Genomic DNA, 20,993 nt, shown 5'->3' on the forward strand with positions numbered 1-20,993 from the left:
GTCGGAGAATGAAGTAGCCGCGGATTAGCGATCTTTCTCGATAATCGTTTTCAGCCGCTGGGCCGCCGGGAAAAGGAATGCTTCAATAGCGCGGCGAGTCGGAGCGTTTTTCATGTGCACCTCAACCTTTCGCCGCTTGCTCATCGTCATGGTCGGCGCCGGCGCCGCCTTGTCGGCTGTCTCCGCCGACGCGCAGAGCCGGAGGCATGTAACGCGCGCCTCCGGGCCGACCGAAGACGGTCCGTGGCTCCAGCAAGGCTGGGAATGGGAGGACTGGTCTCGCGCTCCCATACGCGGCTGGGGATATTCGGCGCCTTGGGACGCCGTCTACGGTTACCCCTCGACGACCGAACAATATCCCTGGGGTTACACGACGCCCTTCGTCAGTGTCGGACGACAGTGCGTTTCGAGCGAAATCAACGTGAGTCCGGGCGGCCAATTGATCCGCTATCAACGCGTCCGGCCATCTCATTATTGCCGATGACGCAGATGCGCGCCGCGCCTTGATCCGGGCGCCCCGCTAACGCAGAGGAGCAACGACTCGGCCATAAGGGGGACATGGCGCGACGTTAAAGCTCATGCGTCCCCGCCAAATTCCCCAGCCCCAAGCGGCGGCGGACGGGCGGCCTCCGTCGCGCCGCGCCAGGCTCGCGACGGAGGCCGCAGCTTACCCTCCGACCGAGGCGGCGGATCGCCGGCGCGCTGTGAAAAAGCGGGATAATCCCGCAAGTTCTGCGCGCCGATCCCAAAGGGCGGCTTTTTTCCAGCAGCGGGGTGCGTTAATGTTCCATTAACGCGAGGGGCGGGGCATGTCTTCACAGTTCCAGCAAGGCTGGAAGAGAGAATTACTGGCGGTCAATCAATGGCTTGCCGTCCATATCGGCGAGCTGGAGCCGCTATTCGCCTCCTATATGCCCGCGCGGACGCGGACGGTCGCCAGGGCGCGGGCCGAGGCCGCGCGGCGTCGGCTTCGCCGCGGGCGCAGCGCGTGGAACGCGTGGGCGACGGGGATGTTGAACCTCCTCGATCTGCTGCCGGAGGATGCGCGCCTCGCCCGCCTTTGGGACTATGTCGCCGCGGTCGAGTTCGAACCCGAGGGCGAAGTGGATCTCGCCGGCCTCATTTTCCCGGGCGCCCTGCGCATCGCCGGGAGGACGGCGCCACGCGATTTTTCTGCGTCTCATGCGAAAATATACGGCGTCTTCGACGCGCGCGACGCGGTGTTCGCAAGGGAAGCGGCGTTCGAATGCGCGACCTTCCATCGGGAAGCCGCCTTCGGGAACGCTATTTTTCATGGCGCCGCGCAATTTCGCGAGGCGATGTTTCTCGGCGCAGTCTCTTTCCGAAAGGCTGAATTCTTCGACGACGCCTGGTTTCGCGGCGCGCTGTTCGAAGCGTCCTTCGACGCCGCAGGCGCGAGCTTCGCGGGGGAGGCGGGCTTCGGCAATTGCCGCTTCCTCGATACGGTCGACTTTTCGGGCGCCGTCTTCAAGGACAATGCCGGCTTCGACAGAGCCAAATTCGATCGGCCCGCGCGCTTCTGCGACGCTTATTTTGGCCGAGCCGCTTGGTTCAACGAGGCGAGAATGGACCCCGCCACAAGCTTCGACCGCGCACGCTTCGCCGCCGGCATGGATTTCGGCGGCGCCGAGTCGCTGGAGCCGCAGCCTTCCCCCGTTGCGCGGATGATCTCGTCGATCGAGCGGAGATGGCGGGACGCGCGCTGATCGGGTTCGGGGGAAGCTTGGGTGAGCGTCAAGCCACGCGGATGTCAGTGGTCTTTCGCCGCCGCCGCGATCGTCGCGCGGTAGCCAGCCGGGCTCGCAAGAGGATCGACCGCGCCGACCTCGTCGGCCGCTCTCTCATAATGCGAGACGAAATAATCGCCCGTCATCACGAAAAGCGCATTATTGTCGTGAACCAGCCAGTCGCCCGGTTTAGCCTTCATTTCTCCGTCGGGCGTCGATACAAAAACCGTCTCCGACCCGGCCGGCGTGCGGAGGAGGCTCGAATCGATCCAAGATGGAAGGTTGCTCAGATGGCCCCCGAACGGCCAGGCTAGGATGTCCGGCTGCTTTCTGCGGTACCTCGTCAAGACGCCACTCCAAACCAACTGCCTAGTTTTGCCTGAAATGATTTTCCTTTATCTAAACATTTGTCACTAAGCAAAAATAAATGCAAGAAAAAACTCGCGCTCACGAGCGGATCTTGCGCCCTGGACGGAGTCCAACTTGGCGGCGCCCAACAAGCGCAAGCAATGCGTCATCGTATTAATAGGATTGAATACGTTCATATTTTTCTCGCTCTGCTCCAATTCCTGAATTTGTCGCTCCCGCGTTTGACGAAAGCTGTGCGTGGGCATCCGACGGCGTCGCCTCGGTCCGCTCGTCGTAACATCAGCGCATTCTCATATCTGAATTGACCTATTACCAGATTCTGTTTCATAACCTTGGGATAAGCTTCAGCGTGGAGACGAGATGATTTCGAGAAAAATTCTCATAATGGGTCTCCCCGGGGCTGGAAAAACCACCACAGCCCGAATTCTAGCGGCGAAGCTCCCGGCTGTCTGGTTCAACGCGGACGAAGTTCGACTTCATATCAACAAGGATCTGGGCTTTTCGCCGATCGACCGGGTCGAGCACGCCCGTCGCATGGGCTGGCTTTGCGATAGGGTCGTCGAGGCTGGATTTGTCGCGGTCGCCGATTTCGTGTGTCCGACTCCCGATGCGCGCCGCGCATTTGGCGACGCCTTTATCGTCTGGATCGATCGGATAGAGGAGGGCCGCTTCGAGGACACGAACCGTCTCTTCGTTCCGCCCGAGAGTTACGATGTCCGGATACGCCACGGAGAAACGCCGGACAGTTCCGCGCAGAAGATTTGCGAAGCTCTTCAGCAAATGGACGGAACGAAGAAGCCCTGAGCCAAATCTACGCCGCTGGCGTCAGCGTCACATTTGTCGCACGATCAAAGATGGTGCCCCTGGCCGGAGTCGAACCAGCACTCCTTGCGGAACTCGATTTTGAGTCGAGCGCGTCTACCAATTCCGCCACAGGGGCAAGCGCAGCCGAGTCGGCGAAACGGCCAGCGAGCGCCGCGGATATTAGCCGGGCAGGGCCCACCGTCAACCCGGTGTTTGCCTTCTTTACGCTAATCTTTTCGTGTTATCGGCTGTGGCCTGCGCTGCTGCGCGACCTTCGACGAGGCGAAATGAAAAAGCTTTACGACTGGACCATGTCTCTTGCCTCGAGCAAGCACGCGCCCTTCGCATTAGGGGCCATCGCCTTCGCCGAGAGCTCGTTCTTCCCCGTGCCGCCGGACGTCATTCTGGTGCCGATGACGCTCGCCGAGCCGAAAAAGGCATGGTATTTCGCGGCCTTGTGCACCATCGCCTCCGTCACGGGCGGCGCGCTCGGCTACGCCTTTGGCGCGCTGTTCTACGATACGATCGGCCTCTGGCTCATCAATCTCTATGGCTACGCTGAAAAGATGGAGGCGCTGCGCGCCTTCTATGCGCAGTGGGGCGCGATCTTCATTCTGGTGAAGGGCTTCACGCCGATTCCCTACAAGCTCGTCACGATCGTCTCGGGGCTGCTCGCCTATAATTTCCCGCTTTTCATCGCTCTCTCGATCATCACGCGCGGCGCGCGCTTCTTCGTGCTGGCGGCGGCGATCAATCATTTCGGCGACCACATCCGCGAGAAGCTCGAGAGCCATTTCGGCCTTTTCATGGGCGCGATGGCGCTGATCGTGGTGGGCGGCTTCGCGCTCGCCGCGAAGATGTTCTGAGGGAGCTCAGTTGATAACGCGCCCGCCTCTCGCCTGAGTTTTCCCCGCAAGCGGGGAGAGAAGCGAATCTGCGGACGCGGCGCTTCTACGCCCTCACCTTTGGCAAGGCATGAGAGACGAACCGGATCGCGCGCCACATCGCTCATCGCCACGCTTACGGGGTGAAAGGGGGGAGTGCGGGGGATGAGCACGAATGCCGAAACTTGACCAAATCAGTCCAGTCGCAACCGCGACTCTCATTTTCACGGTATCGCTCGCCGCGATCGGGGGCGCATGGATCTACGAGTCTCTCGGCTATTTGCCCTGCGAACTCTGCTACAAGGAGCGAATTCCCTATTACGCGGCCTTCGTCCTGGCGCCGCTCGCGGGTTTCGGGGCGCAGACGGGCAGGGCAGGCCTCGCCCGCGCCGCCTTCGCGCTCATGGCGCTGCTCTTCGCCGGCGACGCCGCGCTCTCCGTCTATCACTCACTGGTGGAGCGGAAACTCGTCGCCGGCCCCTCCGACTGCTCCGGCGCGCTCTCTACGGCGGGCTCGATGGACGATTTTATGAAGCAGCTCAAGACCGTGAAGGTCGTGCGCTGCGATGAGCCGACGCTTTGGGTGCTGGGCCTGACGCTGGCGAATTGGAATGTGGGGATTACGGCGGGGTTGGCTTGGGCGGCGGGGAGGCAGATATCATCAGCCGGATTGCTCTCTCGTCGTCCGCGCATAAGAGGGTGACATAATATGGCCGCTTCAGGCGTGGAGAATAGGTTCTCTGAAACTTAGAATCCGCGAACATGACCGATCACAGTCTCTCCCATAGTTTCGACGCATTTAGCAAAGTTATCGCAACCAATCAGCGGATAATTGCCGCACTGATTTTGCAAGATATGCGCACTCGGTTTGGCAGCTCTTATCTTAGCTATATCATAGCGATACTGTGGCCTCTGACGCACTTTGCCGTAATTGTTTTAGGGTATGCAATGTTACATTTTGTAGCGCCGGTCGCAGATGATCCTATTATATTTGCTGCCACGGGCGCTTTACCGTACATGTTATGCCTATACCCAGCGAGGTTAATGTCTATTGCGATATTACAGAATAGACAGGTGTTAGCTATTCCATGCGTGCGCCCATTACATCTTTTAACTGCAAGAGCTGTAATCGAGATACTTTCAGCATTATTAGTCAGTTTTTTGGTTTTTTTTGTTTTTTATCTGCTGGACTACGAAATTATTCCTTCAAATATCGTTGATGCAATTTCAGCTTTATTTGCAACAATGTATTTTGGAATAGGGTATGGGGTGTTTGGTATTATTATAATTGCTATATTTGGCTATTTCGCAAATATTGTGATTATTTTTAGTGTTATCATACTATACTTTGCGTCTGGAATTTATATCCATCCGGGGACAATGACTGAAAGAGCTCTTGAACTAGAGTATTATAATCCCCTATTTAATTGCGCTGTTTGGATGCGTTCGTCGTATTACGTGGGATTTGAGGACATTGCAATTAACAAAGGCATCATATTTTGGGCTGGCACCTCTTTTCTTTGCCTTGGTCTCATTGGAGAGCGATATCTGCGGGGAAAGTTTTTCACGGCATGATGTCTGAGGCAGGTCAGATAAATGCTCGCGAAAAAAGGGGGATGGCGTTTTGCGTTGAGTGCACGGCGGGCGAAAAACCAAGGTCGACTGTGCACACGGGCGGAGAGGCAGCCATTGTTTCCCAGGGGAATCGGGTAAAGGATTAAGGGGCGACGACGAGGCTTGCGAGAAAGTCGTCGTCCCATGCGGCGGTCATGCGCTTGAGGCGCTGAGAATCCTCGCCGGGCGCTCTCCGGATCAGATTGTTGGCCATCTGCTTCAGCGTGACGAAGTTGGCAGGGGCGTTTTCAGTCCTGACGCGGCATTCATCGTCGCGAAAGACCATGTCCATGACCCAGTGCAGGCTGTTCTCGATGACCCAGTGGTCACGGATCATCGCCCCGATCGTCACGGCGGGCGCCGTCAGCGAGGTTATGTAGAAGCGCGTTTCTCGCTCGTTCTTACCGTCGAGCTCGCGGGCGCTTTCGACCACGACGACCCCTGCGAGGCCCGACCAATCATGGCGCTCCTGCAGCCATCCGACATCGTGGATCGCCGCGTATCTGCGCGTCTTGATGCGGCCGTGATCGCCGTCGAGCGTCTCGTGCCGGCTCACGACCGCGTCTTTGAAGCCATTGACTTTCTGCTCGGCGACGAACAAAATTCGACGTCGGCGCGCAGCGTTCCTTGATTGCCTTTGAGCGCGAGGACGTAGTCGTCGAACAGTGCTGGAATGGCGACAATCTCGTTCGACTTTTCCGCCACCGCGACCTGTCCCATGACCAGCCGCTGGCGGGCGGCTGGAGTGCACCCTGTTTTGACCGGACGGCGGGCATAGCCGATAAGGCATAGGCGTAAGCCTATGAATACGACTATGACCAATGCTGCGGAGACGCCGGTTTCGCGCGTCGAAGTCATCGCCACGGTTCAGCGCCGCCACCGTTGGACGACCGCCGAGAAAGTGCGGCTTGTCGAGGAGGCCTCTCAGCCAGGGATGAGCGTCTCCTTTGTCGCCCGCCGAGCCGGCGCCGTCTCAACTTTTCGCCTGGAAGCGCCGCATGGCCGAGCGCGGTCAGGCCGCCGTGGCGGCGGACGAGGACGTCGTCCGCGCCTCCAAGGTTCGCGACCTCGAGAGAAAGGTCCGCAAACTGGAGCGCCTGCTCGGCAAAAAGACCATGGAGGCCGAAATCCTCTGGGAGGCTCTCGACGCGGAACTGGCGCCCCTCATCCGCGCCATTGTCGACGAGCGCCGTCACCGCTTCAGCACTTCAGCCGCTTGTCACCTACTTCGTCACCCGATCGCCCTGCATTGTTTCCTCTTGCCGCTACACTTTAGACGCGCGAGGTGGGCGCGGCGGCCTATCCGAGATTTCGATGGCGCCTCAAGCCTGACAGCTCACGAAAAGTCTTGCGAAGCGCAAACGCAGCGATAGACCGCGAAAAAAGCAAAAGCCGCCAACGTCTCACAAGAAAGACAAATCCACGAAGTTTGCCCAAGCGTAGGCGTTATTGGGGGCGGAAGAAGCCATTTTCGTCGAGAGAAGGATCTCAATCATGTTAAGCTCTTCTGGAATGGCTACCACCAGTTCACATGGAACGCCCCAGCTTGAGACCCCCTCAATCTCTGACACAGTTTCTGCGCCAGATCTTAAGGCGAGCTTGCCGACGACTTCGCCGCTTTTGACATTCTCGACCGTCAGCACGGTGCGCACGAATTTTGCTCCATGCGTCGGCCGACACAGAAAGCGAACGGTTGACTCCAACTCCCCGGGATTAGACGGATGCAGTAGAAAGCGGCGCGGCCCTGTGTGCATATATAAAGACCGGTCTTTAAGCCCAGATAGGTCGACGACTCGAGGATCGATAGAGAACGGCACTGGACGAAACGAAGACGCTTCGACGAACGGGGTCTCGAACCCATATCCGAACAAGGTCATGCAGTGGGCAGTCCGTTCAACTATATATGCTTTGTCTTCCTCAGAAAATTCTGTCTGAGAGAGGGGAATCGGCGTCGGGTCGGATTTCGTTTGCTCTGGAGCGATCGTTCGGAACATTTCCGCAAGTTTTTCGCCATGATCATCTGGAAGGCTGAGGAACGCCGCCAATCTCCGCCCGGTGGCGAGCGGGTCAGCTACAATATCATGTTGGTCGATCTCAATTCCTGACACTCCAAGGTCTGAACGTATTTCAGCCCAGTACATCATCACGCTTACCCATAAATCGCAAGATTCACGAATCGCAACGCTGTTATTTGCGAAACGGCGAGTAGCGGAAGCTATTACGTCCACGCTGCGCCTTTTACAAAAAATGAAGCGAGCATTGGGAAAGAGTTTCTTGATCTCGCGCGCGTGACAAAGGGTGGACTCACCGGGTGTCTTATCGTGCCAATTCGGACCAAATCGGCCTACCATGAACTGCTCGAAGAAGGCGACGAGACCTGCCTTTAGCGGCTCATAGGGGAAAGATTCAGGAGCCCAGGCAGACCTTTCGCTGTCGTGGCGATAGCTTGTATAGTGCTGGTCTATGACGCTTCGCTGCAGCGCCAGCAGGTCGAACATATGTCCCTCGTCGAACCCGCCCCATCCCAAACGACGAACGCATTCCGACAGCAGACTCGTTGCCGACCGTGGCGATCCAAAGATGAAAATCGGATAGCTGCTTAAACCGGGACCCGGCAACGAATCTCCCATGATTTTTTGGACTCCCTGAAGTTGCTGCCGCCGAAATAGAGGCTGAGCGCGGACTCGCGAGCCGCGGACCAGATGCAGATCATGGTACGCAAAGCTAAGGGCATCCTGACAGATATTTGAGAAAATCGCAATGTTATGAACAATTTATTCTAAGACGGTCGAGGACGGCACTATTGTGGGGACGACGATACTTACCGCGCGAGGTTCTTGGAGTGCACCCTGTTTTGACCGGACAGCGGGCATAGCCGATAAGGCATAGGCGTAAGCCTATGAATACGACTATGACCAAAGCTCCGGAGACGCCGGTTTCGCGCGTTGAAGTCATCACCACGGTTCAGCGCCGCCGGCGTTGGAGCGCTGCCGAGAAGGTCCGCCTCGTCGAAGAGGCCTCCCAGCCCGGGATGAGCGTCTCTTTCGTCGCCCGCCGGGCGGGATCGCGCCCTCTCAGCTCTTCGCCTGGAAACGCCGCATGGCCGAAGGCGGTCAGGCCGCCGTAGCGGCGGACGAGGATGTCGTAGGCGCCTCGAAAGTCTGCGAACTCGAGAGAAAGGTCCGCGAACGGGAGCGTCTGCTCGGCAAGAAGACCATGGAGGCCGAAATCCTCCGGGAGGCGCTCGACATGGCGCGCACAAAAAAACCGATCTTGCCGCTCGTGTTGTGGAAGGAGGACGCTTCCCGATGAGCGCCGTCGCCGAAACGCTGGGCGTCGCCCGCTCCAATCTCGCCGAACGCAAGAAAGGCGCGACCAAGCCCCGCGGCCGCTACCGCAAGGCGGAGGACGCGGAGCTGACGCCGCTTATCCGCGCCATCGACGAACGCCCGACCTATGGCTATCGCCGCGTCTGCGCGCTGGCGAACCGAAAGCTGCGGGCCGAGGGCAAGCCGCCCGTGAACGCCAAGCGCGTGTTGCGGATCATGCAAAACAACGGCCTGACGCTCGAACGCCATACCGCGCGCCGGCCGGGCCGCACCCATGACGGCGTCGTCATCGCGCTGCGCTCGAATTGCCGCCGGCGTTCGGATCATCTCGAAATCCGCGCCCGCAACGGCGAGGTCGTGCGCATCCTTTTCGTCATCGACGCCTGCGACCGCGAAATCATCGCCTGGTCGGCGATCGCCAATGGCGGCGTCTCCGGCGAGATGGTGCGCGATCTGATGGTCGCCGCCGTCGAACGCCGCTTTGGCGCCTTGAAAGTCCCGCACCGGGTCGAGTGGCTGTCCGACAATGGCAGCGCCTACATCGCCGCCGACACCGCTGATACGGCGCGTGCGCTCGGCCTGACGCTACTGTTCACGCCGGTCCGCAGCCCGGAGAGCAATGGCATGTCGGAGAGCTTCGTGAAGACGCTCAAGCGCGACTACGCCCGGCTCGCCGTCTTGCCGGACGCCGAAACCACATCCTTGCCAAGCTGCCCGGCTGGATCGAGGATTATTGCGAAGTTCACCCGCACTCGGGCTTGAAGTTCCGATCCCCTCGGGAGTTCATCCGCCTCAGTGCTTAAGCAGCCCCGCCCGCTGTCCGGTCAAACGGGGGGGCACTCCAGTTCTGTTGACGATCCTCGTCTGATTTTTATGTCGGATGGAGGATTTCAACGAGACTTCCATGTTCGGGAAGGCGCTGATCGACTGGCTTTGGTGTTTTGCCCATTTCGAACAGCGTGGCGCCGGCGCAAACACTGCGCTGGGCGTTGCGGGCGCTCTTTTCGCGGCTCTCATCCCGGCAACGCCGACTCCGGCGTCTCCTTTGCGCACTGGACGCGCCGCCAGTTGAGCCCCCTCGAGCAGCGCTGAAATTGCGCTACCGACAGATGTATGACGCCTCTTCGATCTTCGGCGGAACGGCCCCGTCTTCAAACCGCTTCGAAAACAGACACACGTCCGTGCCGTCCTAAAAGACCGGCTTGATGCTGTTCGCCTTTTTTATGCGGAAGGCGTAAATCGCCCAGTCGATGTGATCGGAACGCGTCGTCTCGCATACCATCGCCGCCAGACCCTCCGCACCCTTGCGAACTGACTTCGTCGCCATCATCAAGCGCGCCTGCGCCCGTCGAGCCGATCACTTTACGCCCGGAGCGTTCGCGGCGCGCGCACGATCACCGTGGCCATGCAGATGTCTGCGTGACGCCAAATTCCCGCATGCGATTCGCCGATCTCAACCTCTACGACGGGAGCACGGCACTTCAGGTGGTCACCTCTTTGCCCAATAATACGGAGCCATTCGGCTCAAGCGAACGATCCACTTTTGACACGAGCCTTATTTCCAAATCAGGAGATGCAGCTAGCATTTGAAGGTGAGAACGCAACAGCGCCTACTCAAGTTCTAGTCTAGATGTGCATCGAATAATTCGAAAGTACAGGCGCAACGCTCGTGACAGCCAATTTTCAACGCAACCCTTACCGTTGAACACATGTCGACTCTAGTTATTATTCCATCGAAAAAATCAATTCCTCAATTTGCAAGGTTTCTGGCCTGCCGTCAAAAAAGAAGATCAACTGATATCTTTCCGCAGAAGGATCACCCTTCTCCAAAAGGCTCGAGAGAGACATAGATTGTGCATAAGTGGTTAGGTCTGAGGAGAGATGAATTTTATCGAATATTTCGTAATCAACATGCCCCCGCGCCGATACGACTCGAATGGCTGGCGACAAGGTCGTCGGCGAGGAGACCGTGGCGCGCAAAGCAAAGGCTCCGATAGTCAGAAGTGATACACCAATATCAAGTTCGAGCGTAAGCCAGTCGGCATCGGCGATTGGAGAAAGGTCGAGCGAGCGCCGAAAGATTTCGCCCTCCCTCAAGATCGTTAGTTTTGGCGCAAGCGCCGCATTGCCGAAGGCGATCTTCAAACCCGGACCGACTTCTTCGTAACTCTTTAGCGGCAAATTTTTTACGTCCGGTCCTTCGGTCCATGTTGCGATCCCCACAGTACGTGAATGATTCTGACTGAGACGATCGAGCAGTAGCGCTCCGAGACCCGAGAAACGCTCATCGGAAATTGAACTGCTTAGTCGTTCGATTTGGATCCGAGCATCGAATATATTGATGATCGACTGCTTCGCTTCAATGAACAAAATCAAGCGGGCGCGCTCGGCGTTCACACATTTTGAGCGCCAAGCAGGAGAAATCCCGATAGGAAATGTGCGTACACTGCGATCTGCATTGATATCAATTTCCATCGACGCTATGTCGACCCACCCCGATTTGTCGAACATGCGCAAGGCAGCGAAAGACGAGACCGTCTCTCGACACTGAGCTTCGAGAATCAATATCACAACGGAATTGTCAGTGATATTTCGCGGCTCCAAGTCGAATTCTACTGCGTACCATCCGCTGCGATCCATGTTGATCGCGGTTAGCGAGAGAAAGGGTCGGCCGGACGGCGCGCGTCTTTTGTCCGCTGATACGCATACGCCTTTTTTGGCCTCGAACGTGACGTGAAAACCCGGCCAAAGCGGGCTGCCCTTTGTCAGTGCGCGCCCGCCCACGTCAGCGTTATTCAACGACGCGATAAACGACGCCTCGTCTTTTTTAGACTCAGCGGCGTACCTCTCCAATGTCGGCAGAGCTTGAACGTTTGACATCATAACTGTCCTATTTGCTGAGAGCGCTCGGTTTGCCGGCTATGTGATAAAAATTATTCGGACCGTTTGCGTTCAAAAACGCAGTGATATGACGTCCCCATCTGTCATACACTTCACCGTGTTTCAGAACGAGCGACTCGAAATTTAGGTCCCAAAGACCGCCCCGCGAACGAAAGATCGAATTGCCTCGGATTCTATAGAAAAACAAAGGTTCGGGAATCATGACTCCACGATGCGAGTGAGCGATTAGCGAAATCATTCCTTCCCAATCGTCGAGGAACATCCGCAGCGACGGGTCGTGTTGGCCATGGAGAAGGAAGGCGCTTCTACGATAAACAAGGGACTGGCAGTTTGTCTGGTTCATTACGAGCTGGAGCGGGGGCTCCGCATTCCATGTCGCCCAATTACGAATGCGGCCGTCTTCATTGAAATCTTCTATCCAACACCCGACAAATGATACATTGTTATATGCCTTCAGGATCGAAACAGCACGTTCATAATATTTATGATGAACGAGATCGTCAGCATCGAGAAGAGTGACGAATTCGGTGCGGCTTTCCCGTATGCCGTGATTTCGTGCATTGGCGACGCCGCCGTTCGGGATCCTCAAGATACGGAACCTGTCACCCTTGTCAGCGTGACGATCTTCCAGCTCATCTAGTTTTTGTTGACTAACGTAATCAGTGCTGCCGTCGTCGACAAGATTGACGTAAAGATCCTGATAGGACGAATTGAAAACAGAATGTAACGTTGCATCAATGAAGGCCCCCATATTGAAATAGGGGATCGCCACAGTCAGTCCCGAGCGATCGGCAACGCGAACTGGCGATCTCGCTGCCTTCTTTAGGAAATCGTTCTTGGGTGGGATCGACTCTATTTGATTCGAAACCACGCCGCGGTCAACAAAAAACGGATAAGAACTGCGATCGGAGGCGACAACAAGCTTTTCCAAAAAGGTGGTCTTTGCTTCTGCGAACGCAGTATAAGAGCAATGACGCCTGACAACTTCACGAGCGGCTGCGCGCATTCGTGCGCGATCGTCGAGAGTCATCCGAATAACTCTCTCGACAGCCGCCACAATCGTCTCAGGCCGCTCCGAGTCGATCGTTATCACGCTAAGTCCATCATCAGAGATTTCTGCAACTCCGCATTCCTTGTTAATGATGCACAGGCCGCCCGATGACATCGCTTCAAGAACGGAATATGGAAAATTGTCGAACAGTGAGGGGTGAATCTGGGCATAGGCGCGGCGCGCTTTTTCCTCGATGACGGCGCGTGGCACCAATCCTTCGAATATTAGCAGCCCCTTGTCGACATATCGAGCAAAACGCTTTTCGAGGAGCTCGCGAGTAGAAGCGCCCGCGCTGACGTCGATAGTATCCTTGCCGTAAAGTCGCAACTTCACCGTTGAGCCGCTCGACCAAAGAAGTGCGAACGCTTCAACGAGATGATTGACTCCCTTCCAATGCGTCAGGCGCGACGCCATATAAAAATGGTCGAAGTCGCCTGTTTCAGGAGCCAGCGGTTGGTCGTATCCTCCTTCGGGCTCATAGGGGTTGCGGATGATCGCGACCGGCGCCGATCCGCAGGGAAGGTCGGCGGCTAGTCGGTCCACGAGTATTTTTGACGGGCTTATTACTGCGTCCGCACTGCTCAGGCACTCGCGTTCCATCAATCCATGCCAGAAAACTGGTAACTTATAGATAGGCTGCCTGTTGAGACGATCGATAAAATATGTGGGCGTGTGCGCCAGAATAATTATTGGAATGTCTCGTAGCGCGGGATGAAGCGCGAGTCTTTGCTTTAACGCGATGTAACCTATTCCAAAACCGTCCGCGAACTCTATTGCCTGCGGACGACCGAAACGCGCGACAAGCCCACCGCATTCCGAAAGAAAGAATAACAAAAGCCTCGAAAATTCGTTGGAGACGCTGACCCAATAGCCAATATCTTTCTGATTAACGCCCCGAAGGACGTTAACTTTTATCAATTTGATGTTTGGCGCAATGTCTGTTTCCTCGTAAAGACCGTTGATGGAACGGTCGAGGGTGAAAATCACAGCCCTGTCACTTGGTCGAGCAGCATGAAATAATGTTAGCTGACGCATGTATTCAGCGAGCCCGCCCCCAAAATAAGGGGGATATTCAAATGTAAAATACCAAATATTCATAGGCTTCGAATGCGCGCCGGACTCTATTCGTGTTCGATCTACCTTCCTCTTCAAAACTCCTAAGGCGCCCCACGTCTTTTTTATCATCCGTCGGTTCCATCTTATCACAGCATCCGCACGTCGATTTAGCGCGGATGCGTCTAAAGCTACAAAAACACAAGCGAGATAACGACATATAGACCTAAACCGTTGCACTAATCAACAGGAAAGGGCCAAGGATAGGTCGCGCCGGGTAAACTTCACGCCATGGATCCGCACTCCGAAAGGTGGAACGCTCCGATACAGCGGGAGGCGCTCCGCGATTTATTGAGGGAACTTTGAGCGGGTATGCACTTTAATGCCTGAAAAAGGAAATAGAATTCGATTTCTTCGACCTGCAAAATTTGTCCTTCGGATGGTTGCGGACCGCGATGGTCGCTTGACTGCGCCTATCTGACGCTCCTGTATGAAGGGTCTGCGAACGCGACGCGGACCGCCTCGTAAAGCGCATAAGGCCTTCTATGCTAGACGATCAGCGATCCAAGCATTAACATGAGTCAATGATTGATTGATCACCTGATCCATGTCGAGATATTGGTACGTTCCACAGCGGCCAATGAACGACATATTCGGTAGAAGCTTAGCGTCGTTCTTGTAAATCGCGTAGAGCGACTGATAGCGGCCGTCCGCCGTTTTCACAGGGTAATATCTTTCAAAATTGTTGTCCGCGTAATCACAAGGCTCTTCACGAGTGATCGTGACGTTACCCGTCGGGTTGACATGATGGTCGGGCAGCACATGCCAAGATGTTTCCCTTGTAAACGGCGATGAATCTGTAAAATTTGTGACGCTCCACTCCTGGGTGAACAAAGGTTCCGTGCGATGATGAAAACGAATAGACCGGTAGGGTAGGCGGCCGTGGACAAAGTCGAAATATTCATCAATCGGCATCGAATTGAAGCAATAAAGATAGTCGCGCTCCATGCCCTTTTCGTAGGATGCATTCGTTTCGACTTCAATATTCGTGTGATCTAAAATTTTTTCAAAAATAGCCGTGTAACCGTTTCTAGGCATAACTTGGATTTCTTCACGACTGAAATAGGTATCTGTTTCATCATAGTTGATGGGTATGCGCTGCACGACGGAGGCAGACATCTCTTCCAGATCCATCAACCACATTTTCTTTGTATAAGGTCGAAAAAACAAATCTGTCAATTTGACCCCAATTTTTGAATACAAGTATTCTGCGGCATTTTTGGGTGATTCACATGGTATTGCAACAGAAGCTAAAAAATTTTTGGCTTCAGTTTCATTTTTTAGCTCTACTCCAAATATTACATTGATTGTGTTCAGATTAATGGGTAGAGGCACATATGAGTCTGGCGCTATAAAAGCGCGAACTTTGTGTGAATAGGGGGCAAATTCAGTAAATTTCTGAAGCCAATCAACGATATGACGTTGTTTTGTGTGAAAAAGATGCGGGCCATATGCGTGAACGCGAACGCCGTTTTCGTTGACGAAATCGTATGCGTTTCCAGCGATATGGGGGCGTTTATCGATAACGTGCGCTTCAAATCCAGCCTCGGCAAGCTGACGAGCATGGACGGCTCCGGCGAAGCCCGCTCCGACGATCAAAACTCGTTTACTATTCACTTTGTCGCTCCTGCCTTTAATCGTTCGTGCGAGAGCGTTGCTTTCGCACTTCGGAATAATGTGCAATGAATGCTGGTGAGGCAAGAATTTTCGTTATGAGGGAACTATTTTTGCCCGGTCATATTATTGAGACGCACCTGTGAAATAGAGCGCTCTTGTACGAGCGCTGTTGCGAATGACACACAAAAATTTTTCGGTCCGCCCGACTCGCCCCCTCCCTCACGTCGGATTGGCTTGGGGCGGCTTTCCGGATCACGTTCTTCGGCTCCGGTGGTTCGTCCGCTCCCACCCGAATAGGTTCGAAGCGACGACGCCATCTCAAAAAATGCGTTTCTGGCGCGTCATTCGTGCGCCAACGCGTTAATGATTGCAATTATGCGGGCGACCCTTTATGTTAAGACCTCTTCTTCGGTTTCACAGTGAAATATATGTCTTTGGCGCGAAACTTAGATTTATTGTCACGGTCCGCAAGTGAACAGAGGCTGGATCAAGACATCAAGGAGATCTCTCTGCGTTCATCGCTGGCGTTTCTAGCTCCAGCCAGTCTTGCGGCAAAATTGCGAGACAGCGGGCTTGATGCGATGTGCGTAATACGTCCCGACTCAGATTTTCTCGCCTTGGAGCGTATCGGAGCGGGGACTGAGTTATCGGCCTCGATCGAGCAGCTCGAAAAATTGCCGATCGGCATTCTTTTGGCTCAGGAATTTTCTTCGCCTGAGCGCGAACGTCTGGCCGAAATCGTTCCGCCATTCCCTTCAATTGATCCGTCTCTGTATTGCGCACAGGGCGTATCGGTTGCGGAGATAGCGGGATGGATGGCGCGTCGTTCGATAGCGGCTGCGGCGGCTTTTGGAGATCACCTCGCCAGAGCGAGTGCGGAAATCGCGCGGCTCCAGAGGTTTTGGCGGGAGCAAGAGGAAGCGTTGCGCCGAGTGGAAGCCGCTCTTGAAGCTGCGGGTGGAGGGGTTGAGCGACTGGCTGTGTTTTTTCCTCCTGGCGCCGCGAACGCTTCATTAAGTCGATTTTCACAAGATTTTCCGATTATTCAGAAAACGCGTAGACTTTTTCATGCGCTCGGCGGAGTTGAACTGTTTTTTATTGAACCGGGCCAATCTGGGCTTGTGCGCGTCGAAGCCAAGGGCGCATTTTCGGGTAAGTCCCTTGCGGTTTGGACAGTGCCGGAACACGAAATCGCTCCCGGTTGGAATCGCTTCAATACCCCCTCCGAGCGTTCGAACCCGCTTGCGGAGGCGATCGCGATCGTGGTTTCCTCCGACTCCGAGGCCGTTGCTCGAGTCGCTCTTGGAGAGGCGACAGCAGAGCCGGGTCTCGGAGCGCAAGCTGGAAGCGAAACAAAAGATCGCCCACTCGCATTGCGTCTATATGAGGGCGTCGCCGGATTCGCCGCGCGGCCAGGGGATTTTGGTTTCGCGCCAGATGGCGCGCCGCAGCAGCCGCTCAAAGGGCGGGTCCGGGGCGACCGCGCCCTGGCGCGGGCGGCGCTCGTTTATCCTGCCAAGGGCATCGTTCGCTTGGAGGGAGAGGCCGGTTTGCTTGTTCATCCGGTGACGGGCAAACGTCCGACAATCGGGGTTATTAGGGGAGTTTCCGTTGGAGGGCTTTGCGCCGTCAGCGTCGAAATAGCCTTGAAGAGTGAGAGAGCGCCGCCAGTCGACTTCGGTGTTCTGGTATTGGAGGCGCAGGAAGCCGCATTCGAGCCCCGAGCCGGTCTTCTAGACAAGTTGGGCGTCGCAGGGGAGAGCTCGCTTGAAAGGAAGGCCGCATGGCTGCGCCTGCAGGGGATGGAGACGGGACGTCTTACCTACGAAGCGCCGCGCAAATTTACTGGTCGCGTCGATGTTTTTCTCATGACGCGCTCGTCGACGGGCGTCGCTGATTACGCTTGGGCTTACTTCCAGGGCTTGACCCTCGTTTTTTCCGATTGACACGTTGGACGGTCGCGAAATGGCGGAGAAACCAGCCACGCTTTCACGTGACAATGTCATGAGCGAGCGGGAGTTTATGCCGTCCATCGCCGTGGTGATGCCGATTTTTGGGCACGCGGCGCTGATGTACGAAGCAATTTGCTCCGTGCTAGACCAGCCGGGCGGAGATCGCGTCGCGCTGATCCTCGTCGACGACGGCTGCAGGAATCCGCAAACCTTTGTTACGCTCGCCAGGCTTCCGGCAACGCGGCCAAACTTGACCTATTTGCGTCAGCGAAACGGCGGTTTGAGCGCAGCTCGCAATACAGGCGTCGATTTCGCGTTACGGCGATGGCCCGCCCTTGATGCGGTTTATTTTCTTGATTCAGACAATTTTCTGGAGGCGTTTGCGCTTTCTGAGATGGAGCGCGCCTTGGCCGATGCGCCGGAGGTCGACTGGTTTTATCCGGACATCCATATGTTTGGCGCATGTGCGAGCCACGACTACGGCGGCGACTACCGGCGCCTGACCGCCTGTCTGGTGAACATCAGCGAAGCAGGCAGCCTGGTTCGCCGCCGGGTCTTCGAGAGCGGCCTGCGTTACGATGAAACGATGCGCATGGGATATGAGGACTGGGACTTCTGGCTGAGCGCACTGGAACGAGGCTTTTCTGGCCGTCATCTTCCAGCGCTCGGACTCGCCTATCGCAAGCGCGCCGAAAGCATGCTGGCCGAGTCTCATAGACGGGACAGCGACATCCGGGAGTATCTCACTCGAAAGCACGCAGCCCTTTACGATCTGCGGGCGCTTAATGCGCTCGAGCACGCGGAGGCCCCTCGCTGGGCTCTGGTTTCGGGGGATGTCGTCCAATTTTTCACGGATCCCGCATTGCCCGCGACCGTCATGACGCGCGCTGAGTGGCTGACTGCATTCTGGCAGGCCATGAGAGAGCCCGCCTATGGCTTTGCCGGAGCCTTCGTCCTGTTCGCGCCTCAGGATTTGCTGCCGCGCCTCACGGCGGGGCGGCTGTCGCGATGGTTTTTTCAAGCCTGCGAGGGTTTGCTCGTGGCGTCAGACGCTGTTCGGATCGTCTACGTCGCGACCGGGGACGACGCGTTTGTCGAGAATGTCCCAGAGGAGGCGGGAGGAATCGACGAAGAGTCCGACTTCGGCGCGGTCGCTTTCTCTTTCTCTTTCGCTTCGCTGCGGGCCGCGGCCGACGGCGCGGATGCGGCGATATCGGTTTGGCGCGAACTGAAAGTGGCGACTCTTAAGCTTGGTTTCCCGCAGGCTCCCGAACCTGTCCAAAACCACGCGCTGACGGCGTTCAGCGCCTTTATCGACGACTTCAGACATCACGAACTCTCGAAAACGCCAGCGCCGATGCACGCCGACCGCAGGTTTGGCGCGCCGCCGCTCGTTTCGCTGCATGAATATGGGCGCGCGCGGTTTGGCGGGGGGCTGCTGCCGCTGGCGACCGGAAGCCGCGCCGGCAAAATCGCCTTCGTCACGCCGATCGTCGATTTCGGCGGCGTCGAGAAAGTCGCCTTCTGCTTTGCGGCTGCGCTGAAGGAATACGGTTTTTCATCCGATCTCGTCGTCGTCGGTCCGCGCCGCGTTAAACGGTTCGCGGAGGCGTGCGCCATATTTGATCATATCTTCTTTATCGACGCGTCGAAAATGCACAGCTGGAGCGGCGATCTCTTCATGGGCACGCCGCTTTCGCCGATCGGACCGGAGGCGCGCCGCCAGGATCTGGAAAATCTCCTCGCTTCCTATGAGATCGTCATTTCCGCTCATTCGTCGGAAGCGCTCGACATTTTCAGCGCGCTTCGCAAGCGCGGGGTCGTCACGGCGAGTCATCTCCATGTTTTCGATCGCACGTCGACTGGCCGCAGCGTTGGGCACCCCGTATTGGCGTTGGCCTATGAGCACGCGCTCGACTTCGTTTTGACCTGTTCGCGGACCTTGGGCGACGAAGTCGCCGGTCTCGGCGTTCCGCGCAGCAAGATCGTGACGGCGCCGAACGCCGCTTCGCTGCGTCCGTCCGCCCAGGCGATGGCGCGCCTGCGCGCGCGGCGCGCGGCGCGGTCGGGCGGGCCGCTCAATGTGCTTTTCCTGGGGCGCCTCGACCGGCAGAAAGGTCTCGACCGCCTGCGGGCGATCCAGGCGGCGCTCGCCGGCCGCGCCGATATGCGGCTTCGGATGGTTGGCAAGGCGGTAATGGATGCGCCTGATCCGGCGCTCGCCGCGTTGGTCGAACCGCCTGTTTACGATGCGGCGAGCCTCGCCGCTTTATATGAATGGGCGGACGCCCTGATTCTGCCGTCCCGCTACGAGGGCCTTCCCCTGACTCTTTTGGAGGCGATGGCCTTCGGCGTCGCGCCGATCGCGGCCGATTGCGGCGCGGTGAACGAGGCGATCCGCGACGGCGTCGACGGATTTTTGGTCAGTCAAGACGAGGCGAGCGCGCAGACGATCGCCCGCTTGGACACTTTTGCGCGGGCGCCGGAATTATTGTGGCGCGTCCAGGAAGCCGCGCTCGCCGCCTCGGAACGGAGAAGCTGGAGCACGGCTTGCGAGAATTTTCTGGCTGCGCTGGACGCGCGTGGGAAGAACTTGTAATGCGATAGAACGTTCCGCGATGTTCGTCCAATCAACGGTTGAGACCCTTACCTTTTAGGAAGCTGAGAATGTCGATTGAATGCAGCGTTTTTGCACTGGCATTTGGCGAACCCCGCCCTTTCAACGCTTTTATTTTGAATAGCTGGAAGGCATGCCCCATAATCAACTTCAATTTGATTACTGACCAGCCGGATTTGTGGAAAGCCGCCTGTGGCGATAACTCGGAGAATATCTCCATCATAAAAATGACGTTAGAGGAATATTTTAGCCTCTTCTTATCGAATTTTTCCGTTGAAAATAACGAGCAACTGTTGTCGTCATATGGAGACATGTTAAAAGGCCTTAATGGTTGGACTGCGTGTTGCATGAGGCCATTTCTAAGAGAGGCATTTCAGGCAAGGGTGACTTCAAGATTTTGGGGATGGATTGACTACGACGTCATCTTGAATCCTTCTGCAATAATTGAGCATGTACATAATAACAAAGATCGGGATCTATTAATGTTTCCAAAAGGAGCTCTTTGGGAGCAGTTCAAGTTATTCAGATGTGCCGTTCCGATCGAAGATGTCGCTCGCGCTATTATAAAAGATAGGTCCTATAATGGTGGCCCATTAGATGCTGTGTTTGTCTATAGACTGCCTCATCTTTTTCATGATGATGCAATAGACCAAAGCAACTTCATCGCGCATTGGCATTATACTGATTCGCGAGATGGGTTTACAGAGAACAAAGTCGATGCGATTGTTGATAACCATTGGGATATAAGAAATTCCGTCGACGGACGAGCAATGATGTTTTTAGCCGACACAGAACTCAAACTTTATGACGATAATATGGTAAACTCCGCTGTTAAGTCCATTGTTACTTCCGGGCAGTTCACATTCGAATATTCTGCAGCGGAGTGGGTCAACGGCCAGATAAAACTCCGGTAAGCTTTACGAGAAGTTTACAGCTCGTGCCCTCTTCTCGCGCGCAACCTTAATTGTAACCTCGTTTAGTTTCAGTGCCTGCC

General features: G+C 56.1%; 17 protein-coding genes, 1 tRNA gene and 3 pseudogenes. 12 read left to right on the forward strand and 9 right to left on the reverse strand.

Annotated elements, in window-relative coordinates; genetic code table 11:
• Positions 1-112: 112 nt before the first annotated feature.
• Both MMG94_RS03555 and MMG94_RS03560 read left to right on the forward strand, forming a co-directional pair.
• Positions 113-484 carry a hypothetical protein gene (locus MMG94_RS03555; RefSeq protein WP_154420053.1) on the forward strand — a complete coding sequence of 124 codons (372 nt, stop codon included), beginning with the start codon at positions 113-115 and terminating at the stop codon, positions 482-484.
• Positions 485-809: 325 nt separating this feature from the next.
• Positions 810-1,727 (forward strand): pentapeptide repeat-containing protein, encoded by a 918-nt coding sequence (locus MMG94_RS03560; RefSeq protein ID WP_016918700.1) that lies wholly within the window; start codon positions 810-812, stop codon positions 1,725-1,727.
• 44 nt (positions 1,728-1,771) lie between these two features.
• On the opposite strand, the gene MMG94_RS03565 is transcribed toward MMG94_RS03560, so the two are convergent.
• The gene (locus MMG94_RS03565; protein WP_016918699.1) at positions 1,772-1,948 is read right to left on the reverse strand and encodes a hypothetical protein; all 177 of its coding nucleotides are present in this window, start codon (positions 1,946-1,948) and stop codon (positions 1,772-1,774) included.
• A gap of 529 nt (positions 1,949-2,477) precedes the next feature.
• On the opposite strand from MMG94_RS03565, the gene MMG94_RS03570 reads away from it, so the two are divergent.
• A complete protein-coding gene (locus MMG94_RS03570; protein ID WP_040578938.1) occupies positions 2,478-2,921 on the forward strand; it encodes an adenylyl-sulfate kinase in 444 nt (147 codons plus the stop codon).
• A 51-nt stretch (positions 2,922-2,972) separates the two neighbouring features.
• Here the strand turns inward: MMG94_RS03570 and MMG94_RS03575 are convergent.
• Positions 2,973-3,057, reverse strand: a tRNA-Leu gene (locus tag MMG94_RS03575).
• Positions 3,058-3,208: 151 nt separating this feature from the next.
• Between MMG94_RS03575 and MMG94_RS03580 the strand changes: the two genes are divergently transcribed.
• From MMG94_RS03580 to MMG94_RS03590, 3 genes are all read left to right on the forward strand, one after another.
• Positions 3,209-3,787 (forward strand): YqaA family protein, encoded by a 579-nt coding sequence (locus MMG94_RS03580; protein WP_016918696.1) that lies wholly within the window; start codon positions 3,209-3,211, stop codon positions 3,785-3,787.
• 193 nt (positions 3,788-3,980) lie between these two features.
• Entirely contained in the window at positions 3,981-4,508 is a 528-nt protein-coding gene (locus tag MMG94_RS03585; protein WP_016918695.1) for a disulfide bond formation protein B, read from the forward strand.
• Between the two features lie 59 nt (positions 4,509-4,567).
• A complete protein-coding gene (locus MMG94_RS03590) occupies positions 4,568-5,380 on the forward strand; it encodes an ABC transporter permease (protein WP_154420052.1) in 813 nt (270 codons plus the stop codon).
• Between the two features lie 142 nt (positions 5,381-5,522).
• Here the strand turns inward: MMG94_RS03590 and MMG94_RS03595 are convergent, their stop codons facing one another.
• Positions 5,523-5,975 carry an ISAs1 family transposase gene (locus MMG94_RS03595; RefSeq protein WP_016918694.1) on the reverse strand — a complete coding sequence of 151 codons (453 nt, stop codon included), beginning with the start codon at positions 5,973-5,975 and terminating at the stop codon, positions 5,523-5,525.
• Entirely contained in the window at positions 5,972-6,283 is a 312-nt protein-coding gene (locus MMG94_RS03600; protein ID WP_244415228.1) for a hypothetical protein, read from the reverse strand. Before MMG94_RS03600 ends, MMG94_RS03595 begins: the two co-directional genes overlap by 4 nt.
• On the opposite strand from MMG94_RS03600, the pseudogene MMG94_RS03605 reads away from it, so the two are divergent.
• Positions 6,222-6,567, forward strand: a pseudogene (locus MMG94_RS03605) (transposase); the annotation flags it as partial. The gene MMG94_RS03600 and the pseudogene MMG94_RS03605 sit on opposite strands and share 62 nt — an antisense overlap.
• A 255-nt stretch (positions 6,568-6,822) precedes the next feature.
• On the opposite strand, the gene MMG94_RS03610 reads toward MMG94_RS03605, so the two are convergent.
• Entirely contained in the window at positions 6,823-8,049 is a 1,227-nt protein-coding gene (locus MMG94_RS03610; RefSeq protein WP_081495592.1) for a sulfotransferase family protein, read from the reverse strand.
• A gap of 269 nt (positions 8,050-8,318) precedes the next feature.
• Here MMG94_RS03610 and MMG94_RS03615 point away from each other — a divergent pair.
• A pseudogene (locus MMG94_RS03615) lies at positions 8,319-9,551 on the forward strand (IS3 family transposase).
• Positions 9,552-9,937: 386 nt separating this feature from the next.
• Here the strand turns inward: MMG94_RS03615 and MMG94_RS03620 are convergent.
• The 4 genes from MMG94_RS03620 to MMG94_RS03635 form a co-directional block, all read right to left on the reverse strand.
• A complete protein-coding gene (locus tag MMG94_RS03620; RefSeq protein ID WP_016918689.1) occupies positions 9,938-10,078 on the reverse strand; it encodes a hypothetical protein in 141 nt (46 codons plus the stop codon).
• Between the two features lie 395 nt (positions 10,079-10,473).
• A complete protein-coding gene (locus MMG94_RS03625) occupies positions 10,474-11,631 on the reverse strand; it encodes a hypothetical protein (protein WP_016918688.1) in 1,158 nt (385 codons plus the stop codon).
• Between the two features lie 7 nt (positions 11,632-11,638).
• A complete protein-coding gene (locus tag MMG94_RS03630) occupies positions 11,639-13,798 on the reverse strand; it encodes a glycosyltransferase (protein ID WP_016918687.1) in 2,160 nt (719 codons plus the stop codon).
• Positions 13,799-14,296: 498 nt separating this feature from the next.
• Positions 14,297-15,430: a UDP-galactopyranose mutase gene (locus tag MMG94_RS03635; RefSeq protein WP_016918686.1), complete on the reverse strand. Its 1,134-nt coding sequence runs from the start codon at positions 15,428-15,430 to the stop codon at positions 14,297-14,299.
• A gap of 428 nt (positions 15,431-15,858) precedes the next feature.
• On the opposite strand from MMG94_RS03635, the gene MMG94_RS03640 reads away from it, so the two are divergent.
• From MMG94_RS03640 to MMG94_RS03650, 4 genes and pseudogenes are all read left to right on the forward strand, one after another.
• On the forward strand, positions 15,859-17,376 hold the full coding sequence (locus MMG94_RS03640; RefSeq protein ID WP_244415225.1) for a DUF6212 domain-containing protein: 1,518 nt from the start codon (positions 15,859-15,861) through the stop codon (positions 17,374-17,376).
• 97 nt (positions 17,377-17,473) lie between these two features.
• A pseudogene (locus MMG94_RS22085) lies at positions 17,474-17,785 on the forward strand (glycosyltransferase); the annotation flags it as partial.
• Between the two features lie 3 nt (positions 17,786-17,788).
• Positions 17,789-19,981 (forward strand): glycosyltransferase, encoded by a 2,193-nt coding sequence (locus MMG94_RS03645; RefSeq protein ID WP_244962188.1) that lies wholly within the window; start codon positions 17,789-17,791, stop codon positions 19,979-19,981.
• Between the two features lie 68 nt (positions 19,982-20,049).
• Positions 20,050-20,913, forward strand: coding sequence for a hypothetical protein (locus MMG94_RS03650; RefSeq protein ID WP_154420050.1), 864 nt, complete (start codon positions 20,050-20,052; stop codon positions 20,911-20,913).
• The last annotated feature ends 80 nt before the right edge of the window (positions 20,914-20,993 follow it).

The sequence above is a fragment of the Methylocystis parvus OBBP genome (assembly GCF_027571405.1).
GTDB lineage: Bacteria > Pseudomonadota > Alphaproteobacteria > Rhizobiales > Beijerinckiaceae > Methylocystis > Methylocystis parva.

What these genes read in the sequence shown, in the direction of transcription:
- MMG94_RS03640 (WP_244415225.1), top strand. Translation starts at nt 15,859, where the DNA reads ATGTCTTTGGCGCGAAACTTAGATTTATTGTCACGGTCCGCAAGTGAA.
- MMG94_RS03630 (WP_016918687.1), bottom strand. Translation starts at nt 13,798, where the DNA reads ATGAATATTTGGTATTTTACATTTGAATATCCCCCTTATTTTGGGGGC.
- MMG94_RS03585 (WP_016918695.1), top strand. Translation starts at nt 3,981, where the DNA reads ATGCCGAAACTTGACCAAATCAGTCCAGTCGCAACCGCGACTCTCATT.
- MMG94_RS03590 (WP_154420052.1), top strand. Translation starts at nt 4,568, where the DNA reads ATGACCGATCACAGTCTCTCCCATAGTTTCGACGCATTTAGCAAAGTT.
- MMG94_RS03625 (WP_016918688.1), bottom strand. Translation starts at nt 11,631, where the DNA reads ATGATGTCAAACGTTCAAGCTCTGCCGACATTGGAGAGGTACGCCGCT.
- MMG94_RS03555 (WP_154420053.1), top strand. Translation starts at nt 113, where the DNA reads ATGTGCACCTCAACCTTTCGCCGCTTGCTCATCGTCATGGTCGGCGCC.
- MMG94_RS03560 (WP_016918700.1), top strand. Translation starts at nt 810, where the DNA reads ATGTCTTCACAGTTCCAGCAAGGCTGGAAGAGAGAATTACTGGCGGTC.
- MMG94_RS03565 (WP_016918699.1), bottom strand. Translation starts at nt 1,948, where the DNA reads ATGAAGGCTAAACCGGGCGACTGGCTGGTTCACGACAATAATGCGCTT.
- MMG94_RS03570 (WP_040578938.1), top strand. Translation starts at nt 2,478, where the DNA reads ATGATTTCGAGAAAAATTCTCATAATGGGTCTCCCCGGGGCTGGAAAA.
- MMG94_RS03610 (WP_081495592.1), bottom strand. Translation starts at nt 8,049, where the DNA reads ATGGGAGATTCGTTGCCGGGTCCCGGTTTAAGCAGCTATCCGATTTTC.
- MMG94_RS03650 (WP_154420050.1), top strand. Translation starts at nt 20,050, where the DNA reads ATGTCGATTGAATGCAGCGTTTTTGCACTGGCATTTGGCGAACCCCGC.
- MMG94_RS03580 (WP_016918696.1), top strand. Translation starts at nt 3,209, where the DNA reads ATGAAAAAGCTTTACGACTGGACCATGTCTCTTGCCTCGAGCAAGCAC.
- MMG94_RS03620 (WP_016918689.1), bottom strand. Translation starts at nt 10,078, where the DNA reads ATGATGGCGACGAAGTCAGTTCGCAAGGGTGCGGAGGGTCTGGCGGCG.